The sequence below is a fragment of the Microvirga sp. 2MCAF38 genome (genome assembly GCF_052115485.1).
In the GTDB taxonomy this organism is placed as follows: Bacteria; Pseudomonadota; Alphaproteobacteria; order Rhizobiales; family Beijerinckiaceae; genus Microvirga.
Genome location: NZ_JBFRGU010000002.1, coordinates 400,310 through 418,850, shown reverse-complemented (window position 1 = coordinate 418,850; position 18,541 = coordinate 400,310). Strand labels below are relative to the sequence as shown.

The window sequence follows — 18,541 nt, the reverse complement described above, 5'->3', positions numbered from 1 at the left end:
CGACCACCAGCACAACCGCTGGTGGTCGGGGAGTTAAGAAACCGCCTGAAGACGGCCGCGATGACCTTTAGGCTTTCGCCCTGGACATGCGCCATCGCCTCCCCGGCCATAGGCTGGGAAGGCATCGTTAGCGGCCGATGCCGGCCGCTTCAGGAGGGGTTCTTACGCCCCAGAACCGGCTGCGGCCGGCTCCGGCTACGAGATAACACGTAGGAGGGGCAAAGGGTCAATGGTGGGCCGACGACTCTCCCGTTATTCCGGGGCTGCTTCGGGAAGGATCTTGGGTTTTGCTGGCCTATTCGCCTAAGCGCGGCATTGACCTTTTCCGAGGGTGTTGCCTAATCCGCAAGGTCGAGATGGAGCGTCGCATGTCAGCCACCGATGATGTGATCTGCGAGCGCCTGGGGGCGGCGGGTGTCGTGACGCTCAACCGTCCGAGCGCCCTCAATGCGCTCACTCTCGGCATGGTGCGCGAGATGCGAAAGGCGCTCGATGCCTGGGCGGCCGACCCCTCCGTGACGCGCATCGTCGTGACGGGGGCCGGGGAAAAGGCCTTTTGTGCTGGGGGTGACGTGCGTCGCCTCCATGAACTCCGCAGGGCCGGGCAGATGGCGGAGGCGCTCACGTTCTGGCGTGAGGAGTATCAACTCAACGCGCTCATCAAGCGGTATCCGAAACCCTATGTCTCGCTCATCGACGGTATCTGCATGGGCGGAGGCGTGGGTCTGTCGCTGCATGGCACATATCGCGTTGCTGGCGGCCGCTATCTCTTTGCCATGCCTGAGGTGAGCATCGGCTTCTTCCCGGATGTGGGCGGGACCTACGCCCTCCCGCGCTTGGCCCATCGGGCGGGGCTCTATCTCGCCCTGACCGGCGAACGGGTCCGTCTCGCGGATGGGGCTCTCCTCGGCCTCGTCACCCATGCGGTGGCCTCCGAAGCCATGCTTCAGATCAGGGACGCGCTGATCGCAGGTGGTCCCATCGACGATATTCTCGCAAAGCAACGTGTCGATCCGGGGCTGGCGCCGTTACAGCCGCATCTGCCTCTGATTGAGAAGTGTTTCTCGGGAGAGAGCGTCCCCGCCATTCTTGCGCGGCTCGATGAAGCCGCGAAAGCCGGCTCCGAATTTGCTGCGAAGACCGCCGCCACGATGCGAACGAAATCTCCGACCAGTCTCTGCATCACCTTCGAACAGGTGCGGCGAGGGGGCTCGCTCACCTTCGACGAGGCGATGAAGACGGAATTTCGCATCGTCACACGGATTTTCGACGATCATGATTTCTACGAAGGGGTTCGAGCTGCCCTCATCGATAAGGATGGGAGCCCCCTCTGGGAGCCCGCGACCCTTGACGCGGTGGAGCCTGAAATGGTCGAACGGCATTTCGCGCCGCTCGACCCGGGCGAAGAATTGAAAGTGATTTGATGGCTCCCTCCCTGCTTCCCCGAAGACTCATGGACGTCTCGAAGGAGAAGCTCTCCGACGCGATTCAGGAGAAATCCGCAGCGGCAGCAGCCGCGATGCGCTGGAGTTTCGTGCTCACGTGGTTCATGCGTATCCTTGCGATTCTCTGGATCATGAAGGGTCTGAGCGCCTGGGCAATCATCCTCGGCGTCTGGACGCCCGCCGGCTTATTCGAGACGCGCTCCACGGGCTATCAGGCCACCATCGTTTATTTCGCCGTGATCGATCTCGTTGCCGCTGTCGGCCTGTGGATGGCAAGCGCCTGGGGCGGCGTCATGTGGCTGCTCGCGGTCATGAGCCAGTTGATCCTCGCAGCCTTTTTCCCGCGGATCGTCTCCACGAGCCCGCTGATGCTGATTCTCTCGGCGTGCTTCGTCGCCGCCTATCTCGCCATTTCCTGGCTCGTGGCGCGTGAAGAGCAGAAGGCGCAGTCTTAGAGGGTGTAAGGGTAGGCGGCCCTTCGCAGACTGTTGTTTTAAGCACACACTGGCGCGCGCAATGCCCAACGATCCCGGCTTTCGGGCATGGGAGGCACACGGTTTCGTGTCTTGCCACAATCCCGCCCCGATGTTCTTCAATTTCGATACGGTTCCTTAATCGTCTCCCGGCATTTTCCACCGAGAACGAGAGGATTTAGCCTCTTCATCATCCGCCTGGTTATGACCCGAAAGCCTGCGTCCATGCTGTCTCGCCGCCGCCTCCTTCTGACCGGATCGCTCGCTCTGATCTTCACGCCGGCCGTCGCCTTCGCCCAAAGCCAGGCCGAGTGGTCGCAGAACTACGAGGCTGTTTCGCGCGGCCGCGTTCAGCGAACCTCGACGCCGATGCTCTCCCACGAGACGATTGCGGCCACCGAAGAGATGATCCAGCGCTATCGTGACATCGCCGCTCGCGGCGGGTGGCAGCCGGTGCGTGGCGCGGATCGGCTTCGCGTCGGCTCAAAAGGCCCCGAAGTGGTCGCCTTGCGTCAACGTCTGATCATCACCGGCGATCTCGACCCGACCGCCGGCGAATCTCCGGTTTACGATTCTTATGTCGAGGCAGGCGTCCGCCGCTTCCAGGCTCGTCACGGCCTGAGCGGCACGGGTGCCATGAACGGGGTGACGTCGGCCGCCATGAACGTGCCCGCCGACGTGCGCATGCGTCAGCTCGAGATCAACCTGGTCCGACTGCGCACCTATTCCGGCAATCTCGGTAATCGTTTTGTCAGCGTGAACATCCCCGCCGCTCTTGTCGAGACGGTGGAGGGCGGTGTCGTTCACACCCGTCACGCAGCCGGCGTCGGCAAGATCGATCGCCAGTCGCCGATCATGAATTCCAAGGTCGTCGAGATCAATTTCAATCCCTTCTGGACAGTCCCGGCCTCGATCATCCGCAAGGATCTGATCCCCAAGATGCAGAAGGAGCCGAACTATCTGACCGACAACAAGATCCGCATCTTCAACGGTGCCGGTCAGGAGTTGAGCCCCAGCCAGGTGAACTGGTTCTCGGACGAGGCGACGCGCTACCGTTTTCGTCAGGATCCGGGCGGCGAATTGAACTCCATGGGCTTCGTGCGCATCAACATCCCGAACCCGCATGGCGTCTACATGCACGACACTCCGTCGAAGGGCGTGTTCGGCGACGATTTCCGCTTCGTATCGTCGGGCTGCGTGCGCGTGCAGAACGTGCGCGACTACATCGAGTGGCTGTTGAAGGACACGCCCGGCTGGAGCCGCGAGCAGATCGACGCGACCTTCAAAGCCGGTTCGCGCACCGATGCGCGCATCGCCAGCCCGGTCAACATCTACTGGACCTACATCACCGCTTGGGCGACCCCCGACGGCCTCGTGCAGTTCCGCGACGACATCTACAACCGCGACGGCCTCGGAGCCTCCATCCCCGTCGCGAGCCGTGTGCCGAACGAGCCGGACGAAGAGATGTTCCTTCAGAATTGAGGATTTAAACCCTCTGTTGAAACAACAACGGCCCGCTTCATGGCGGGCCTTTTTGTTGCTTTACAGCCAAAGATTGCTCATTTTTCGAAGTAACGAATATCGCGTTTTATGTGATATAACATATCTAAAAAGTGCGCCTCCGCACTTCAGAAGGTAAATCGGATTTACCTGAATGTTATACTGTTATAAATTCGACTTTGAGGAAGGCATCGTCGCCTTCTCTCGTCGGAGAAATGCTATGAAAACGCTAACTTACGCTCTCGTCGCCGCTGCGCTCTCGGGTTTCCTTGCCGCATCGGAAGCTGCGGCAAAGAAGAACGAGGGACTCACAGTTAACGGTAAGAGCCGCGACGGTCTTACGCTCAACGGCTCCAGCCGTGACGGCCTAAAGATCACCGGTCTCTGATTTCGGTGTTAACCTCCGCCCCCGCCTTACGGCGGGGGCTTTTTGTCCGATGCGTACTGTCATCTTCTTCACCCTTGCACTTTGTTGTGCGTTCTGTTGGCCGCAGCCAGGGCGGGCGTCTCTTGCGCTTGATGGGCGTTTCGAGGTCGAATCGGGATATCTGTTATTCAGCCGTGATGGCGGCATGGTGCTGACGCGCCGTAGTTTGGTCGGTCAAGCGTTTGTCGTGGCGATTCCAGGCGACTCCATCGAGATTCGCATCGATGGGCTCGACGAGCACGAGGACGATAGCGGTCACCTGGTTCCGCTTTACCGAATTTCAGCGCGGTTGCGCGCTGGTCATGCGTTCAAGAGCCTTTGCGGGCGCGATGCGGCGGGCCGCGAAGCAGCCATTGCCTATTTGGGCGAATCCGGCCGCGTGAGCCTCACCTGCACGAGTGGCGCGGAAGGCAAGTGCATTCTCCTCGGCTACCGCCCTTGGGAAAAGGTCGGTGAAATTTCGCTTCACGACGTTCACGCCGCCTGCGTGCGCATGATTCGGGCCGATTACGGTGGCGATGATCTCTCCTACACGAAGGATGGGACTCAGATCGTCTTTCGCGACAATCTTGGTATTCGCGATTTCCCCAAAGACAACCGGATGCCTTTCGAAGCTGCCTGGGGGACGGATGGGGCGCTCTGCGTCGCGCACCCGCGTGTTTCGGAGGTTACGACGCTGGAAGATCTCGCCAAGACGTATCTAGGCCTCAGCGGCGCCCTCGGACCACAGGCGTGCGATGAGGCGACCATGGCAGCCAACCCGAAGGCTCTCTTGCTCAACCGGTCACGGTAGTGCTGCTTGGCGATGCAAGGCTGCGATCAACTCGTGCCACACGACGCGCGAAAACATCCAGCCACTCCTCGACCCTCTTGGCGAGACTTACGCAGCCATGTTAGGCCCTGCCATCAAATCGGGTCCGGTCGCGAAGCCGATGGACCTTTCGAGCCTCCTGTTCAGAACGCGATGGGAAAGCCCAGTTATGAATGTCAGAGACAGCAACGGCGCGCCCCTCAGCGACGGCGATTCCGTGACCCTCATCAAGGATCTGAAAGTGAAGGGGACATCTGTCACCCTGAAACGCGGCACGCTCATCAAGAATATTCGCCTCACGGACAATGAGGACGAAGTCGAATGCCGGGCGGAGAAAGTGAAGGATCTCGTTCTGAAGACGGCGTTCCTCAAGAAGGCGTGAGCAGGCGACGACCCGGAATGAAGTCCTCGGAGTTCCTCGCGAGCCTTCGAATCTCTGCGTAAGAATGATAGCCTTCCCTAAGGGGAGGCTCTTGTGAAATTTATATCTTGCCTTTTCAGCGCCGTTGCAATTCTGGGCGCCTGCGCGCCGCAGCCTTCGGTGAGCGTCGCGATGGCCTGTTCCGAAACCATCGGAAAGCCGATTTCGGAGCGGATCGCCGCCCTTGGGCCACCGGCATCCGTGGTTCGGATCAGCCCCACGCAGGTCGGCTATAAGTTCGTTGCGAAGGCCACGAGCTACGACGGCGGCGAGTTCTACTACACCATCAACTACATGCACGGATCGGACCTGAATCAAGCGCCGATCTATGCCACGACAGGCGTGTGCACGGGCACTTTCATCGTCAATGCGTCCACCGACGCGACACCGCTCTCCCGCCGGATCGTGGTCTCAGTGCGGCCGTGAGAGGAGAGGGTGGCAAGCACCGCCCTCATTGAAGAATCTTCCTCGTCAGATGATGAAGAAGTCCTTGTGCATGATCTTCAGCTTCTTCGACAGGGTCGCAATTTTCACCTGCGCGATCGCGCCGGTTCCGTCGGCGTCGTAATAGAGCGCGCCGGTCTTCTTGTCGTAGATGATGCGGTCGCTCGCATCCTGCGCCTTCGTGCCCGTCCAGAACGCCGCCTTGGACAACTGCACCGGCTTGCTCATGGAGCCCTTCTTGCCGAGCTCCTTGAAGATCGACTTTGCGAGATAGATCGAGTCATCGGCAGGCGTGAAATCGACAATCTTGTCCACGTTCTTCTTGCCGGGCTTGGTGTCGAACACGAAGATGTCCTTACCTGTGCCGCCGATGAGGGTGTCGTTTCCGAGCTTGCCGAAGAGGATTTCATCCTTGTCGGTCCCGGTCAGCCGGTCCTTGCCCGAAGTCCCGATCAAGGTAGTGGAGGGGTCGAGGAGAGCGCCGCCATAGTCGATGGCATCTATCACGGAAATTTTGAAAGTCTTGTCGAGGGTCAGTCCTCCACGGTCGGTCGCTCGCACGGTGATGTTGTGGGATTGGGCCTTGGTGTAGTTGATCTTGGAGGATACGACGAGGTCGTTGCCGAGCAGTCTGAACTTGCCGCCTGCATCGTCGATCAAGGAAAGGGTCACTCGATCGTCCTCATTGCCGTCGATGCCTGTCAGCGTGCCGACCGACGAGCCGCTTGCGGCGGCTTCCGACACCTGCTGGTTGCTCAAAATGATGTCGATGGGCGCGTCGTTCTTATAAACGAGAGTCCAGGTCTTCTCGACGCTGTGCCAGGCGGTGTCGGTTATTGTGACGTCGACATCGTTGCTTCCGTAAGGAAGGTAGGCGCCATTGTACTCATGCGTGACGGAGCGAATTAGCTCCTGAACGAGAGCCGGTGTTGCCTCATTGTTGAAAGTGAAATTCAACTGGTTGGCCCAATCAACTCTGGAGAGCGTACCGATTTCGACGCCGCTGACGAAAACGCGTTCGTCCCAGGTTGTCGGTGTCAGCGCGACTGAGCCGTTTGTATCGATGTCGAGCTTGTCATTCTTGTGAAACCAGTTGGACAGCCAGATCTTCATAGATCTGACTCCGCGATCTTCAGACAGGATCGTGCTCTGATCCCCATCGAGGTGCATCTTCGCGCCGGAGTTGACCGAAATTGGGCCGAACTTTCCTGTGACCGTCGGCGCGTAGTCGGTGGAAATAACAGTCCCCGCTTCGTTCTTGATAACGTCGACGCCCCCGCTATGGATCGCACTGATCTCGCTAGCAGAAAGCGTGAAGCCCTTCGTGATGAGGGTTACGCCTTTGTACGTCGCCGAGATGGCCAGGGCGATGTCCTTGCTGTTCACGGTGATCGTGGCGCCGCTTGTCAGCGGTTTGAACTTCACCTGTCCGACAATGGTTTTGTTGCTGAGATCGAAGGACCCTTCGAACTCAACGTAGTCGATGTACCTTGTACTGCCGCTGTCGAAAGTCGAGATTCCCGCCAACTGGGATTGTGTGAGCCTGATGTAGTCCGTGGTGGCGGAGCCGCGAATGGTTTCAAAGTTTGCGAGGCGTGCGGCCTTCGTGAAGTCGAACGTCAGCGCCCAAGGTCCTGTTGTGTCACCGCTGAGCTGCAAGATATCGTTGCCGAGCAGCCCGTCGAAGGTTCCGCCAGTCACCTGGCTGTCACGAACGATAAGAATGTCATCGCCATTGGTCGGGGTTGTGGTCTCGGTCGCCATTTGTGACTCTGCGTTGTAAGTGTTGGTCACGGATTATATTGTTATGAAACGATATTCAATTCCGCTTTTGATGGTTGTCCCCTGTCCCTGGCTCCTCGCGGCAATGGGCGGGTTGGCTCTCTTCCGGCTGGCGTGATAAAGGCCTGAACGCAGTCGAGGCATTACTCTCCGCATAGGCGGCAAAAGGTTCAATATGAGCATGAGCGAAGCGGCCCAAGGTCATCTGTCCAATAGCTTTTTCTCGGCAAGCCTTGCCGACAGCGATCCCGAAATCGCCCGTGCGATTCAGTTGGAGCTGGGCCGTCAGCGCGATGAGATCGAGCTGATCGCCTCGGAGAACATCGTCTCCCGCGCGGTCCTGGAAGCGCAGGGTTCGATCATGACCAACAAGTATGCGGAGGGCTATCCGGGCCGCCGCTACTATGGCGGCTGCCAGTTCGTCGATATCGCGGAAGAGCTTGCCATCGACCGCGCCAAGCGCCTGTTTGATTGCAAGTTCGCCAACGTGCAGCCGAATTCCGGCAGCCAGGCCAATCAGGCCGTGTTCATGGCGCTGATGAAACCGGGCGACACCTTCATGGGCCTCGATCTCGCGTGCGGCGGGCACCTCACGCACGGCTCGCCGGTCAACATGTCCGGCAAGTGGTTCAACGTGGTGAGCTACAAGGTCCGCGAGAGCGACCAGATCATCGACATGGACGAGGTCGCCAAGCTTGCCCGCGAGCACAAGCCGAAGGTGATCGTGGCCGGCGGCTCGGCCTATTCGCGCTTCTGGGATTTCGCCCGTTTCCGCGAGATCGCGGACGAGGTGGGCGCGTTCTTCATGGTCGACATCGCCCATTTCGCCGGTCTCGTGGCCGGTGGCGCGCATCCGTCGCCGTTCCCGCACGCCCATGTGGTCACCACCACCACCCACAAGACCCTGCGCGGCCCGCGCGGCGGCATGATCCTCACCAATGACGAGGACATCGCCAAGAAGGTCAATTCCGCGATCTTCCCAGGTCTCCAGGGCGGACCGCTCATGCACGTGATCGCGGCGAAGGCGGTGGCCTTTGGCGAGGCGCTGCGTCCCGATTTCAAGGTCTATGCCCGTCAGGTTGTCGAGAACGCCAAGGCGCTCGCCGACACCATGGTCTCGAACGGCTATGCCATCGTCGCTGGCGGCACGGACAACCACCTCATGCTGGTCGATCTTCGCCCGAAGAAGTTGACCGGCAAAGCCGCCGAACATGCGCTCGGCCGCGCTCACATCACCTGCAACAAGAACGGCGTGCCGTTCGATCCCGAAAAGCCGATGGTGACCTCGGGCGTCCGTCTCGGCACTCCGGCCGCCACCTCACGCGGCTTCGGCGTCGCGGAATTCCGTAAAGTGGGCGAGTTGATCGTCGAGACCCTCGACGGTCTCGCCCGCAACGGCGACGAGAACAACGGGCAGGTCGAGGAATCCGTGAAGACGCGGGTTCACGAGCTGACCAAGCGTTTTCCGATCTACGCCTGAGGTTCGGCTTAAGAGATGCGTTGTCCTTATTGCGGTAGCCTCGATACGCAAGTGAAGGATTCCCGTCCGACGGATGATGCGTCTGCCATCCGTCGGCGGCGCATCTGCCCGGATTGCGGCGGACGCTTCACCACCTTCGAGCGCGTGCAATTGCGCGAGCTTTTTGTGCTCAAGAAGTCAGGCCGCCGCGTCCCGTTCGACCGGGACAAGCTCGAACGCTCCGTGGAGGTCGCTCTACGCAAGCGCCCGGTCGATCCCGAGCGCGTCGAGCGCATGATCAACGGTATCGTGCGGCAACTGGAAAGCCAGGGCGAGGCGGAAGTTCCGAGTGAAACCGTGGGCGAATTGATCATGGAAGGCCTCAAAGGTCTCGATGACATCGCGTATGTGCGCTTTGCCTCGGTTTACAAAGATTTCCGTGAAGCCAAGGACTTCGAGGAGATTCTTGGCAAGTTGGCTGAGGATGAGAGCATGGAGCCCGATGAACCGCCATCCTCCCGCGCCGGCGAATGACGCCCCGGCCTTCATCTGAGAAGCACAGCCGATGAGTGCGAGCGCGACGGACGAACGCTTCATGCGTCTGGCCTTGGCCGTGGGCGTGCGCAACCTCGGTTCGACATGGCCCAATCCATCGGTCGGCGCGGTCGTCGTTCGGGATGAGGGCGGTAATCCGCTGATCGTCGCACAGGGCGTCACGGAAGCTGGAGGGCGACCCCATGCGGAGCGCGTGGCGCTCGGGCTTGCCGGAGAGGCTGCCAAGGGCGCGACTCTTTATGTGACCCTCGAACCCTGTTCCCATCACGGTAAATCTCCCCCTTGCGTAGACGCGGTCATCGCCTCCGGCGTCGCGCGGGTCGTCTCGGCCATCGAAGACCCGGACGACAGGGTTGCGGGCGAGGGTCATGCGCTGCTGCGTCAGGCGGGCATCGCAGTCGATGTCGGATGCCTCGCCGAACAGGCGCGCCGCGATCATCGCGGGCATATCACCCGCGTCACCAAAGGACGACCGGCGATCACCGTGAAGCTCGCCCGCACGACGGAAGGTTTCGCCGGGTCGCGTTCCGGCGAGCGTCTGATGATCACGGGCGAATTGTCCAACGCCCGCGTGCATATGATGCGCGCCCATGCGGATGCGATCATGGTCGGCGCCGGCACGGTTCTCGCAGACGATCCGCTGTTGAATGTGCGCCTGCCGGGGCTCGAAGACCGATCCCCCATCCGCGTCGTCATCGACAGCCACTTGCGCATGCCCGTGGGCGCGATGCTTGTTGCCGGCGCGCGGGAAATCCCGACCTGGATCGTCACCACAATCGGAGCTTCGGTCGAGGCCGAGAAACGTCTCGTCGAATCCGGCGTCGAGGTTTTGCGGGTCGAGACGGACTCTCATGGCCATGTAGATCTGGCCCAGGCCATGCAACTGCTCGGCACGCGCGGTCTGACTCGCGTTTTCAGCGAGGGCGGGCCGGGCCTTGCGGACGCGCTGGCTCGTGCCGACCTGATCGACGAACTCGTGCTTTTCACGGGCCGCTCAGTGCGGGGGCAGGGCGATGTGACCGCCCTTGGCCCGGCGCTTCAGGACAAGATGGACGAGTTGCGTTTGATCGGAGACGAGATGCTCGGCCCCGATCTTCTGATGTTTTGGGAGAAAGTTTGATGTTCACAGGCATCGTGACGGATGTGGGCCGCATTGCTTCGATTTCGGATGCGGACAAGCTGCGGCGCATCCGCATCGAGTCGGTCTATGATCCATCTTCGATCGCGCTTGGCGCGTCGATCGCCTGCGGCGGCCCGTGCCTGACGGTGGTCGATGTGGGGCCGCGCGGCAACGGCTGCTGGTTCGAGGTGGATGCGGCTTTCGAGACGCTCGAGCGTACCAACGTTCCAGCCTGGAAGGTCGGAACGCGGGTCAATCTGGAACGGGCACTCAAGATCGGCGATGAACTCGGCGGCCATATCGTCACGGGCCATGTGGACGGGCTTGCAATCATTATCAGTCGCGAGGCGATGACCGCGGGCGATAATCCGTGGGGACCGACCGCCCGTTTCGAGATCCAGGTGCCCAAGGAACTGGCTCCCTTCATCGCCGAAAAGGGCTCGATCACACTGGATGGCACTTCGCTCACGGTGAACACCGTCAAGGGCGATGTGTTCTCGGTGCTCATCATCCCACACACCCTCAGCGTCACCACCTGGGGCGAGCGGCAGGTCGGCGATACGCTCAACATCGAGGTGGACACGATGGCCCGCTACGCCGCGCGCCTTGTGGACGCCAGGGCAGGCGGCTGAGAGAGGCCGACCACCGTCATTCCGGGGCCGCATAGCGGAACCCGGAACCCATAGCCGCTATCCAGGAAGAATAGACCGGGGTCGGTGACGCTTCTTTCTGCAACGTTGGCGGGTATGGGTTCCGGGTTCGTGCTGAAGCACGCCCCGGAATGACGGTGATGACAGAACGCCCCATCGCATCGCCTCGCTTGCGGTGACGCTCGTGGCGGGTTAGGTCAGCCGCAACACGTTCTTTGACACGCGCAGCGCGCGATCCTTTGTGGATCCGTCTGCCACAATCGGTTTGTCCATGGTTGCCACGCACGCAAAGCCAACTGCCCGCCCCCCCGTTCCCGGCGCTCGCGTCCTCATCGTCGAGGCGCGGTTCTACGACGACATTGCCGATGAATTGCTGCGCGGCGCGAAAGCGGCAGTCGAGGCGGCGCAGGCGACGGCCGATGTGCTGACCGTGGACGGCGCCCTCGAAATCCCGACGACGGCGGTGATTGCGCTTGAAGCGGCGGAAGAGGCCGGCAAGCCCTACGACGCTGTGGTGGCGCTCGGTTGCGTCATCCGTGGCGAGACGGGGCATTACGACATCGTAGCGGGCGAGAGTGCCCGTGCGCTGATGGATCTCTCCCTGTCGTTGAGCCTTCCTCTCGCCAACGGCATCCTGACAGTAGAGAATGACGAGCAGGCGTGGGCGCGGGCCCGCGTCAACGAAATGAACAAGGGCGGTGGCGCGGTCGAGGCGGCGTTGGCTGTCCTTCGGATCAAGCAGCGTCTTCTGGGAGCCTGAAGCCATGGCAAAACCTGCAGAGCGCGCAGCGTCTCGTCTCGCCGCCGTCCAGGCCCTCTATCAGATGGATGTCTCCGGCAAGAACGTAATCGATGCTCTGGCCGAGTTCGAAGCCTTCTGGCTCGGACGCGAGGTCGAAGGAATCGAGTTCCAGCCCTCCGACAAGGCTTTCTTTCGCGATATCCTTTCGGGCGTGGTGAACAACCAGCGCGCCATCGATGTGAGCGTGGACAAGGCACTCGCCGCCGGTTGGCCGCTGGCGCGGATCGAGGCCGTCATCCGCGCTATCTTACGCGCCGGTGGTTACGAACTGATGTTCCGCAAGGATGTACCCGCCCGCGTCGTCATCACCGAATATGTGGATGTCACGCACGGCTTTTATGGAGACGACGAGCCGGGGCTCGTGAACGCGGTGCTCGACGCTGTCGCGCGCGAAGTCCGTCCGGGCGAGTTGGAGAAGAAGGCCGGGGGGCAGGCCAAACGGTAGGCTGTCCGACCTTTGCAGCCCGCCAAGGGCATCGGGTCGTCCCGCAGCCTCACCCTGAGGAGACCGAAGGTCGTCTCGAAGGGCGAGGCGTCTTCAGAGGACACTGGAACCTCCTTCGAGACGCGGCTTTGCCGTCCCTCAGGATGAGGATTGTGCGTGGCGGCTTAGAAAGCAGGGCATAAGATCGAGAGATGAGTCCTCACCGTTCCTCCGAAGACGATCTCATCGCCCGTTACTTCGCGCCTATGGCGGGCGAGGGTGCGCTCGCTCTCAAGGACGATGCGGCCTCCTACACGCCGCGCCTAGGATACGATCTCGTTCTGACGACGGATGCGCTGGTCGAGGGCGGGCATTTCCTGCCTGACGATCCCCCTGGCTCTGTTGCGCGAAAAGCGCTTGGCGTGAATGTGTCGGATCTTGCCGCCAAGGGTGCTGAACCGCGTGGGTTTCTGCTGAGTTTGGCCTTGCCCGAAAACTGGACCGAGGAATGGCTCGCGGCTTTCGCCAAAGGCTTGCAGACGGCAGCCCGCGATTTCGGATGTCCGCTACTCGGCGGCGATACGGTGAAGGCGAGGGGGCCGTTGACCCTCACCGTGACCGCCTTGGGCGATGTACCGAGCGGACGCATGGTGCGTCGCACGAACGCGCAGGCAGGCGATCTCATCTGCGTCACCGGCACCATCGGCGATGGCGCGCTCGGGCTCGATTTGCGGTTCTCACCGGCTTGGGGCGCTGAACTCTCGCCGGAAGAGCGCTCTTTCCTCATCGACCGCAACCGGCACCCGCAACCGCGCTTCGCCCTGGCCGCTGCACTTCGCGATCACGCCAACGCGGCCATGGACGTCTCCGATGGGCTTGCCGGCGATCTTGCGAAGATGCTGCGGGTCAGCGGCGTAACTGGCGTCGTCGAGACCGCCAACGTACCTTTGTCGCCTGCTGCGGCGCATGCCGTCGCCGTGGAGCCACGCCTGACCGACCGGGTTGTCACGGGCGGCGACGATTATGAAATTCTCTGCACCGTGCCGCCGGAAAATTACGAGAACTTCGTGGCTCAAGCGGCGCGGGTCGGGATCGCCCTGACTGCAATCGGTCACGTGGTTTCCGGGGACGGGTTGCCGCTTTTTCGTGCAGGCGGGCACGAAAGGCGCTACGAAGCCGGTTCCTTTTCTCATTTCTGATTGCGCGATGCTCCCGATTGCAAATGATACGCTTGCCAAGCGTAACGCCCTCGTCCTCTCCCTGGCGCAGGCGTTCAGCGGGGCGAACCCGGCCATTGTCGTGTCGCTCGGCGGTCTCGTCGGGCAGGCGCTCGTCACCGACAAGCAATTCGCGACCCTGCCGATCAGCCTGTTCAACCTGGGTCTGGCGCTGGGTACCATTCCCGCGGCCATGCTCATGCGCGGCGTCGGGCGACGGACCGGTTACGTATTTGCGGGTGCAATCGGCGTTGTCGCCGGGTGTCTCGCCGCGTTCGGCATCGCGACGGCGAGTTTCCTGATTTTCTGCATCGGTACCACCATTGCCGGCTTCTGGGGCTCGTTCACCCAAAGCTATCGCTTCGCCGTGACGGACAGCGCCTCCGAGAGCTTTAAGGCGAGGGCGATTTCATGGGTGATGATCGGCGGCCTCGCTGCGGCGGTCATCGGCCCACAGACCGTGATCTGGACCCGCGATCTCATCGTCACCGCGCCCTTCGCCGGGGCCTTCCTCGCGCAATCCCTTCTCGCGCTCATGACCATCACCGTCGTCGCTTTCCTGCGGGCGCCGCCTGTGGCCACGCAGGCGCAGAGCGGCGGCAGGCCGCTGCGGGAAATCATCGCCCAACCGCGTTTCATCATGGCGGTGACGAGCGGCCTCGTTTCGGCGTCGCTCATGACATTCGTGATGACGGCCGCGCCGCTCGCCATGATCGGCTGCGGCCATTCGGTCAGCACGGCGGCGCTCGGCATTCAATGGCATGTGCTCGCCATGTATGGCCCGAGCTTCTTCACGGGCCGGTTGATCCAGCGCTTCGGTAAGGAGTGGGTGACGGCGGCGGGGCTGTTGCTCATTGCCGTTTCGGCGGCTGTCGGTCTGTCGGGCCTCACCACCGCTCATTTCTGGGGCGCGCTGATTCTGCTCGGAATCGGCTGGAATTTCGGCTTCATCGGCGCAACTGCGCTCGTGACCGATTGCTATCGCCCGGAAGAACGCGCCCGCGTTCAGGCGATCAACGATTTTCTGGTTTTCGGTTCCGTGGCGCTGGCGTCATTTTCCTCTGGAAATCTTTTGAGCACGGAAGGGTGGGGCACATTGAATCTGCTCGTTTTTCCGCCCGTGATCGTCGCTCTTGGACTGATCGCCTGGCAAAGCAAGAAAAGTTCGGTGGCTGCGGCCTAGAACTCTTCTGTGAATGTCATCCTGAAGTCTCGTTGCGCGGTGCTCAAATATTTGCCACCAAATAAGACCTTCCGCGGAGGTAGAGGCCGGTCAAGGCCAAAATTCAGGCTTTGATGATCGGCTATCTGCCATCCACCACAAGGACGGCACAATGGCATTAACGTTGATCATTCTCGGCGGCCTGCTTTCAATCGTCTATGGCCTGTGGGCCATCTCGGACGTGATGAAACGCGACGCAGGTTCGCAGCGCATGCAAGAGATCGCGGGGGCGATCGCGGAAGGTGCGAAGGCCTATCTCCGACGACAATATACGACCATCGCCATTGTCGGTGTGGTTCTGTTTGTGGTGATTTCCTACTTGCTCGGCATTCGGGTCGGCGTCGGTTTCGCCATTGGTGCGATCCTCTCCGGTGTTGCGGGCTTCATCGGCATGAACGTGTCGGTGCGCGCCAATGTGCGCACGGCCCAGGCTGCGACCCAATCTCTCGGCGGCGGCCTCGACGTGGCCTTCAAGGCAGGCGCGGTCACCGGAATGCTGGTGGCCGGTCTCGCGCTTCTCGGGGTTGCGATTTACTACACCTACCTCACGCGCGGTGCGGGCCTTGCGCCCTCGGATCGGCAGGTCATCGACAGCCTCGTGGCTCTCGGTTTCGGTGCGTCGCTGATCTCGATCTTTGCCCGTCTCGGCGGCGGCATCTTCACCAAGGGTGCTGATGTCGGCGGCGATCTCGTGGGCAAGGTCGAGGCGGGTATTCCTGAGGACGATCCGCGCAATCCGGCCACCATCGCCGACAACGTGGGCGATAATGTCGGAGATTGCGCCGGTATGGCCGCCGATTTGTTCGAGACCTATGCGGTGACAATCGTCGGCACCATGGTACTGGCCGCGATCTATTTCGCGGGGCAGCCGCTGCTCGAAACGATGATGCTCTATCCGCTCGCCATCGGCGCGGTCTGCATCCTGACCTCCATCATCGGCACGTTCTTCGTGAAGCTCGGTCAGAACCAGTCGATCATGGGCGCGCTCTACAAAGGGCTTGCTGCGACGGGCGTTCTCTCGCTCGCGGCGATCGCCATCGTCACCTCGCAGACCATCGGCTTCGGGCCGGTGGCGGGCGCGAGCTTTACCGGGCTCGACCTGTTCTGGTGCGCGATTGTCGGCCTCGGCGTGACGGCGTTCATCGTGGTGTTCACGGAGTACTATACGGGCGTCGGCTTCCGACCCGTGCGGTCCATCGCGCAGGCGTCGGTGACGGGCCACGGCACCAACGTGATCCAGGGTCTCGCCGTATCGCTTGAATCGACCGCGCTTCCCGCGCTCACCATCATCGCGGGCATCATCATCGCCTTCAAATTCGCGGGGCTGTTCGGCATCGCGGTGGCGGTGACGGCGATGCTCGGCGTCGCGGGCATGATCGTCGCGCTCGATGCTTTCGGCCCGGTGACGGACAATGCGGGCGGCATCGCCGAAATGGCGGGGCTGCCGAAAGAAGTCCGCAAGTCCACGGACGCGCTCGATGCCGTGGGCAACACCACGAAGGCCGTGACCAAGGGCTATGCCATCGGCTCGGCGGGCCTCGGCGCGTTGGTTCTGTTCGCGGCTTACACCTCGGACCTGAACCACTTCACGCAGAATGCGAGCGCCTATCCGTACTTCCAGGGTGTGAAGCCGGATTTCTCGCTCGCCAATCCGTATGTGGTGGTCGGTCTGCTCTTCGGCGGCCTCATCCCGTTCCTTTTCGGCGGCATCGCCATGACGGCAGTCGGCCGAGCGGCGGGTTCGGTGGTCGAAGAGGTGCGTCGGCAGTTCCGCGAGAAGCCCGGCATCATGGCGGGCACGGATCGGCCCGATTACGGCCGCGCGGTCGACATGCTCACCCGCGCCGCGATCAAGGAAATGATCGTACCCTCGCTCCTGCCGGTGCTGGCGCCCATCGTGACCTATTTCGTGGTCTTCTGGATCGCCGGCAAGTCGCAGGCGTTCTCGGCTGTGGGTGCGATGCTCCTCGGCGTGATCGTGACGGGCCTGTTCGTCGCCATCTCCATGACCTCCGGCGGCGGGGCCTGGGACAACGCCAAGAAGTCGTTCGAGGACGGCTTCCTGGATGATGGCGGGATCATGCATCACAAGGGTTCGGAAGCCCATAAGGCATCGGTCACCGGCGATACCGTCGGCGACCCCTACAAGGACACGGCGGGCCCCGCCGTGAACCCGGCGATCAAGATCACCAACATCATCGCATTGCTGCTGTTGGCGATCCTCGCGCATTCGTAAGCCTTGCTAGGACGAGAATCGAAGCCCCGTAGCTCCTGCTGCGGGGCTTTTCGTTTTTGAAATGGAACAACCCATCTGAGGAGCGGCGAAGCCGCATCTTGAAGGAGGGTCCAGTGCGCACTGGAGACGCCTCGCCCTTCGAGACCATGCTTCGCATCCCTCGGGGTGAGGCTCTTGTCTTGATCGTTACGGTTTGTCGAAAGACACCTTGATCGCGCTGCGAGACCATACTATCCAAAGGCAACGGTCTGCAGTTCACCGAGGCATCGCCGCCCGCAAGGGCACGCTAAACCTGTTCTACCAAGTCGACGGACACCTCTCATCTCGTGCCGCGTCGGAAGGGCGATCACCGGTCATCCCGCGTCGGATAGGCACGACATCAGGGGATAGGTCATGTCCAGGACAGCCTTGCCATTTCACGCCAACGACATTTCCGCCGTTGCGCGCTCTTTACGCAGCCAGCTTGCCGAGCGCGACGTCGCGCCGGGCCATGTGGAACTGCTCAACATGCTCGCCCGCTCCATCGGGCACGGCAATTTCCAGCAACTCCGCACTCAGATGGCGGCATCGGAGCGACTGAGCCATTCGCCGGTCGACGCCGAGCCGGTCGATTTCCGCAAGCTCGAGCGACTGGCCCGTTGCTACGATGCACAAGGCCGTCTGGTGCGCTGGCCGGCAAAGCACAGCGAACGGCTTATCGCGCTCTGGGTTTTGTGGGCGCAACTGCCGGCAAAGGACGCGCTTTCGGAGGCGCAAGTGAACGAGCGGCTCCAGGCGATGCACGGCTTTGGCGATCACGCGCTTCTGCGTCGCGAACTCTGCGATCTTGGACTGGTGGAGCGCACCCGCGACGGGCGCATCTATCGCCGGGTCGAGCAGCCCATGCCCGCTGACGCGGTGGCGATGTTGCGTCATCTGAAGCTGGGCTCAGGGAATCGTTGAAACAAAAAGGCCGGGCGCGAGCCCGGCCTCGATCTCCTGTGGATGACAGCTCGCGTTCGTCCTTTAGGCTCCGAACGGGTTGAAGTTGTTCGTGCCGCGGAAAAGCTGGCCGAGGAAACTCGACTCTTCGCCACCGGAGGGGGTGGTGCGGCTGATGAAATCGAACACCTTGCCTTCTTCCAAGCCGTAGAGCGCCACGCGCTCGACCTTGAGGCCCTTGTCGAAATAGACGGCGGTCACGCGCTGGTCGACCACGGTCTCACCCATGAACTGAAGGGTGCGACGGGATTTCTGGCTGATATAGTACCAGTTCTTGTTCCCGACCGTGGAGACCGTGGAGGGCGTGCCAAGGATCTGGAGAACTTGATCGGCGCTCATGCCCTTCTTCACGGTTGCGAGGGCGTTCTCGTCGACAATATAGCCGCGCTGGAAATCCTCGCCGATAGAGCTGCAGGCGAGAAGGGGGGAGGCGAGGAAAGCTGCTGCGGCCAAGCGCGCAACAATCGGAGAAACTCGACGCGTCATGTAAAACTTCCAATGGTGAGGCGCAGGGTAAGCTTGCGCCTTTGGATGTGGATGGCGTACCTCGGTGGCGTAACCCGAGGCTTCGA

Annotated in this window: 19 protein-coding genes; 17 read left to right on the top strand and 2 right to left on the bottom strand. The window is 61.6% G+C overall.

Annotated elements, in window-relative coordinates:
• The first annotated feature begins 368 nt into the window (after nt 1–368).
• The 7 genes from AB4072_RS06455 to AB4072_RS06425 all read left to right on the top strand — a co-directional run bounded on the left by AB4072_RS06455 (nt 369) and on the right by AB4072_RS06425 (nt 5,503).
• Nucleotides 369–1,424 carry an enoyl-CoA hydratase/isomerase family protein gene (locus AB4072_RS06455; protein ID WP_441966383.1) on the top strand — a complete coding sequence of 352 codons (1,056 nt, stop codon included), beginning with the start codon at nt 369–371 and terminating at the stop codon, nt 1,422–1,424.
• A 29-nt stretch (nt 1,425–1,453) separates the two neighbouring features.
• Entirely contained in the window at nt 1,454–1,900 is a 447-nt protein-coding gene (locus AB4072_RS06450) for a DUF6163 family protein (RefSeq protein ID WP_441966382.1), read from the top strand.
• 243 nt (nt 1,901–2,143) lie between these two features.
• Complete coding sequence (locus tag AB4072_RS06445; protein WP_441966380.1) at nt 2,144–3,400, top strand: L,D-transpeptidase family protein; 1,257 nt, start codon at nt 2,144–2,146, stop codon at nt 3,398–3,400.
• Nucleotides 3,401–3,638: 238 nt separating this feature from the next.
• The gene (locus AB4072_RS06440) at nt 3,639–3,806 is read left to right on the top strand and encodes a hypothetical protein (protein ID WP_441966378.1); all 168 of its coding nucleotides are present in this window, start codon (nt 3,639–3,641) and stop codon (nt 3,804–3,806) included.
• Nucleotides 3,807–3,855: 49 nt separating this feature from the next.
• Complete coding sequence (locus AB4072_RS06435) at nt 3,856–4,638, top strand: ADYC domain-containing protein (protein WP_441966377.1); 783 nt, start codon at nt 3,856–3,858, stop codon at nt 4,636–4,638.
• A gap of 187 nt (nt 4,639–4,825) precedes the next feature.
• A complete protein-coding gene (locus tag AB4072_RS06430) occupies nt 4,826–5,038 on the top strand; it encodes an alkylphosphonate utilization protein (RefSeq protein ID WP_441966376.1) in 213 nt (70 codons plus the stop codon).
• A 93-nt stretch (nt 5,039–5,131) separates the two neighbouring features.
• Nucleotides 5,132–5,503 (top strand): hypothetical protein, encoded by a 372-nt coding sequence (locus tag AB4072_RS06425; protein WP_441966374.1) that lies wholly within the window; start codon nt 5,132–5,134, stop codon nt 5,501–5,503.
• A gap of 45 nt (nt 5,504–5,548) precedes the next feature.
• On the opposite strand, the gene AB4072_RS06420 is transcribed toward AB4072_RS06425, so the two are convergent.
• Nucleotides 5,549–7,285 carry a hypothetical protein gene (locus AB4072_RS06420; RefSeq protein ID WP_441966372.1) on the bottom strand — a complete coding sequence of 579 codons (1,737 nt, stop codon included), beginning with the start codon at nt 7,283–7,285 and terminating at the stop codon, nt 5,549–5,551.
• 193 nt (nt 7,286–7,478) lie between these two features.
• Here AB4072_RS06420 and glyA point away from each other — a divergent pair, with 193 nt between their 5' ends.
• The 10 genes from glyA to AB4072_RS06370 all read left to right on the top strand — a co-directional run bounded on the left by glyA (nt 7,479) and on the right by AB4072_RS06370 (nt 17,930).
• Nucleotides 7,479–8,783: a serine hydroxymethyltransferase gene (gene glyA / locus AB4072_RS06415; protein ID WP_441966370.1), complete on the top strand. Its 1,305-nt coding sequence runs from the start codon at nt 7,479–7,481 to the stop codon at nt 8,781–8,783.
• Nucleotides 8,784–8,798: 15 nt separating this feature from the next.
• The gene (gene nrdR, locus AB4072_RS06410) at nt 8,799–9,296 is read left to right on the top strand and encodes a transcriptional regulator NrdR (protein ID WP_441966368.1); all 498 of its coding nucleotides are present in this window, start codon (nt 8,799–8,801) and stop codon (nt 9,294–9,296) included.
• 31 nt (nt 9,297–9,327) lie between these two features.
• Complete coding sequence (ribD, locus tag AB4072_RS06405) at nt 9,328–10,437, top strand: bifunctional diaminohydroxyphosphoribosylaminopyrimidine deaminase/5-amino-6-(5-phosphoribosylamino)uracil reductase RibD (RefSeq protein ID WP_441966366.1); 1,110 nt, start codon at nt 9,328–9,330, stop codon at nt 10,435–10,437.
• Entirely contained in the window at nt 10,437–11,069 is a 633-nt protein-coding gene (locus AB4072_RS06400) for a riboflavin synthase (protein ID WP_441966364.1), read from the top strand. The genes ribD and AB4072_RS06400 overlap by 1 nt, the downstream gene beginning before the upstream one ends.
• Nucleotides 11,070–11,358: 289 nt before the next feature.
• Nucleotides 11,359–11,847: a 6,7-dimethyl-8-ribityllumazine synthase gene (ribH, locus tag AB4072_RS06395; protein ID WP_441966363.1), complete on the top strand. Its 489-nt coding sequence runs from the start codon at nt 11,359–11,361 to the stop codon at nt 11,845–11,847.
• A gap of 4 nt (nt 11,848–11,851) precedes the next feature.
• Nucleotides 11,852–12,334 (top strand): transcription antitermination factor NusB, encoded by a 483-nt coding sequence (gene nusB, locus AB4072_RS06390; RefSeq protein WP_441966361.1) that lies wholly within the window; start codon nt 11,852–11,854, stop codon nt 12,332–12,334.
• 191 nt (nt 12,335–12,525) lie between these two features.
• Nucleotides 12,526–13,512, top strand: coding sequence for a thiamine-phosphate kinase (gene thiL, locus AB4072_RS06385; protein WP_441966359.1), 987 nt, complete (start codon nt 12,526–12,528; stop codon nt 13,510–13,512).
• Nucleotides 13,513–13,519: 7 nt separating this feature from the next.
• Nucleotides 13,520–14,713, top strand: coding sequence for an MFS transporter (locus tag AB4072_RS06380; RefSeq protein ID WP_441966358.1), 1,194 nt, complete (start codon nt 13,520–13,522; stop codon nt 14,711–14,713).
• A 151-nt stretch (nt 14,714–14,864) separates the two neighbouring features.
• Nucleotides 14,865–16,988, top strand: a complete 2,124-nt coding sequence (locus AB4072_RS06375; RefSeq protein ID WP_441966356.1) for a sodium-translocating pyrophosphatase — start codon at nt 14,865–14,867, stop codon at nt 16,986–16,988.
• A gap of 393 nt (nt 16,989–17,381) precedes the next feature.
• On the top strand, nt 17,382–17,930 hold the full coding sequence (locus tag AB4072_RS06370) for a DUF2087 domain-containing protein (protein WP_441966354.1): 549 nt from the start codon (nt 17,382–17,384) through the stop codon (nt 17,928–17,930).
• Between the two features lie 63 nt (nt 17,931–17,993).
• Here the strand turns inward: AB4072_RS06370 and AB4072_RS06365 are convergent, their stop codons facing one another.
• Nucleotides 17,994–18,455, bottom strand: coding sequence for an outer membrane protein assembly factor BamE (locus AB4072_RS06365; protein ID WP_441966352.1), 462 nt, complete (start codon nt 18,453–18,455; stop codon nt 17,994–17,996).
• Nucleotides 18,456–18,541: the final 86 nt, after the last annotated feature.

Excerpts from the sequence above, each read along its gene's own strand:
- thiL (WP_441966359.1), top strand. The coding sequence starts at position 12,526 with ATGAGTCCTCACCGTTCCTCCGAAGACGATCTCATCGCCCGTTACTTC.
- AB4072_RS06445 (WP_441966380.1), top strand. The coding sequence starts at position 2,144 with ATGCTGTCTCGCCGCCGCCTCCTTCTGACCGGATCGCTCGCTCTGATC.
- AB4072_RS06420 (WP_441966372.1), bottom strand. The coding sequence starts at position 7,285 with ATGGCGACCGAGACCACAACCCCGACCAATGGCGATGACATTCTTATC.
- AB4072_RS06365 (WP_441966352.1), bottom strand. The coding sequence starts at position 18,455 with ATGACGCGTCGAGTTTCTCCGATTGTTGCGCGCTTGGCCGCAGCAGCT.
- AB4072_RS06450 (WP_441966382.1), top strand. The coding sequence starts at position 1,454 with ATGGACGTCTCGAAGGAGAAGCTCTCCGACGCGATTCAGGAGAAATCC.
- AB4072_RS06370 (WP_441966354.1), top strand. The coding sequence starts at position 17,382 with ATGTCCAGGACAGCCTTGCCATTTCACGCCAACGACATTTCCGCCGTT.
- nusB (WP_441966361.1), top strand. The coding sequence starts at position 11,852 with ATGGCAAAACCTGCAGAGCGCGCAGCGTCTCGTCTCGCCGCCGTCCAG.
- AB4072_RS06440 (WP_441966378.1), top strand. The coding sequence starts at position 3,639 with ATGAAAACGCTAACTTACGCTCTCGTCGCCGCTGCGCTCTCGGGTTTC.
- AB4072_RS06435 (WP_441966377.1), top strand. The coding sequence starts at position 3,856 with ATGCGTACTGTCATCTTCTTCACCCTTGCACTTTGTTGTGCGTTCTGT.
- AB4072_RS06400 (WP_441966364.1), top strand. The coding sequence starts at position 10,437 with ATGTTCACAGGCATCGTGACGGATGTGGGCCGCATTGCTTCGATTTCG.
- AB4072_RS06455 (WP_441966383.1), top strand. The coding sequence starts at position 369 with ATGTCAGCCACCGATGATGTGATCTGCGAGCGCCTGGGGGCGGCGGGT.
- ribD (WP_441966366.1), top strand. The coding sequence starts at position 9,328 with ATGAGTGCGAGCGCGACGGACGAACGCTTCATGCGTCTGGCCTTGGCC.
- AB4072_RS06380 (WP_441966358.1), top strand. The coding sequence starts at position 13,520 with ATGCTCCCGATTGCAAATGATACGCTTGCCAAGCGTAACGCCCTCGTC.
- glyA (WP_441966370.1), top strand. The coding sequence starts at position 7,479 with ATGAGCATGAGCGAAGCGGCCCAAGGTCATCTGTCCAATAGCTTTTTC.
- nrdR (WP_441966368.1), top strand. The coding sequence starts at position 8,799 with ATGCGTTGTCCTTATTGCGGTAGCCTCGATACGCAAGTGAAGGATTCC.
- AB4072_RS06430 (WP_441966376.1), top strand. The coding sequence starts at position 4,826 with ATGAATGTCAGAGACAGCAACGGCGCGCCCCTCAGCGACGGCGATTCC.
- AB4072_RS06375 (WP_441966356.1), top strand. The coding sequence starts at position 14,865 with ATGGCATTAACGTTGATCATTCTCGGCGGCCTGCTTTCAATCGTCTAT.
- ribH (WP_441966363.1), top strand. The coding sequence starts at position 11,359 with ATGGTTGCCACGCACGCAAAGCCAACTGCCCGCCCCCCCGTTCCCGGC.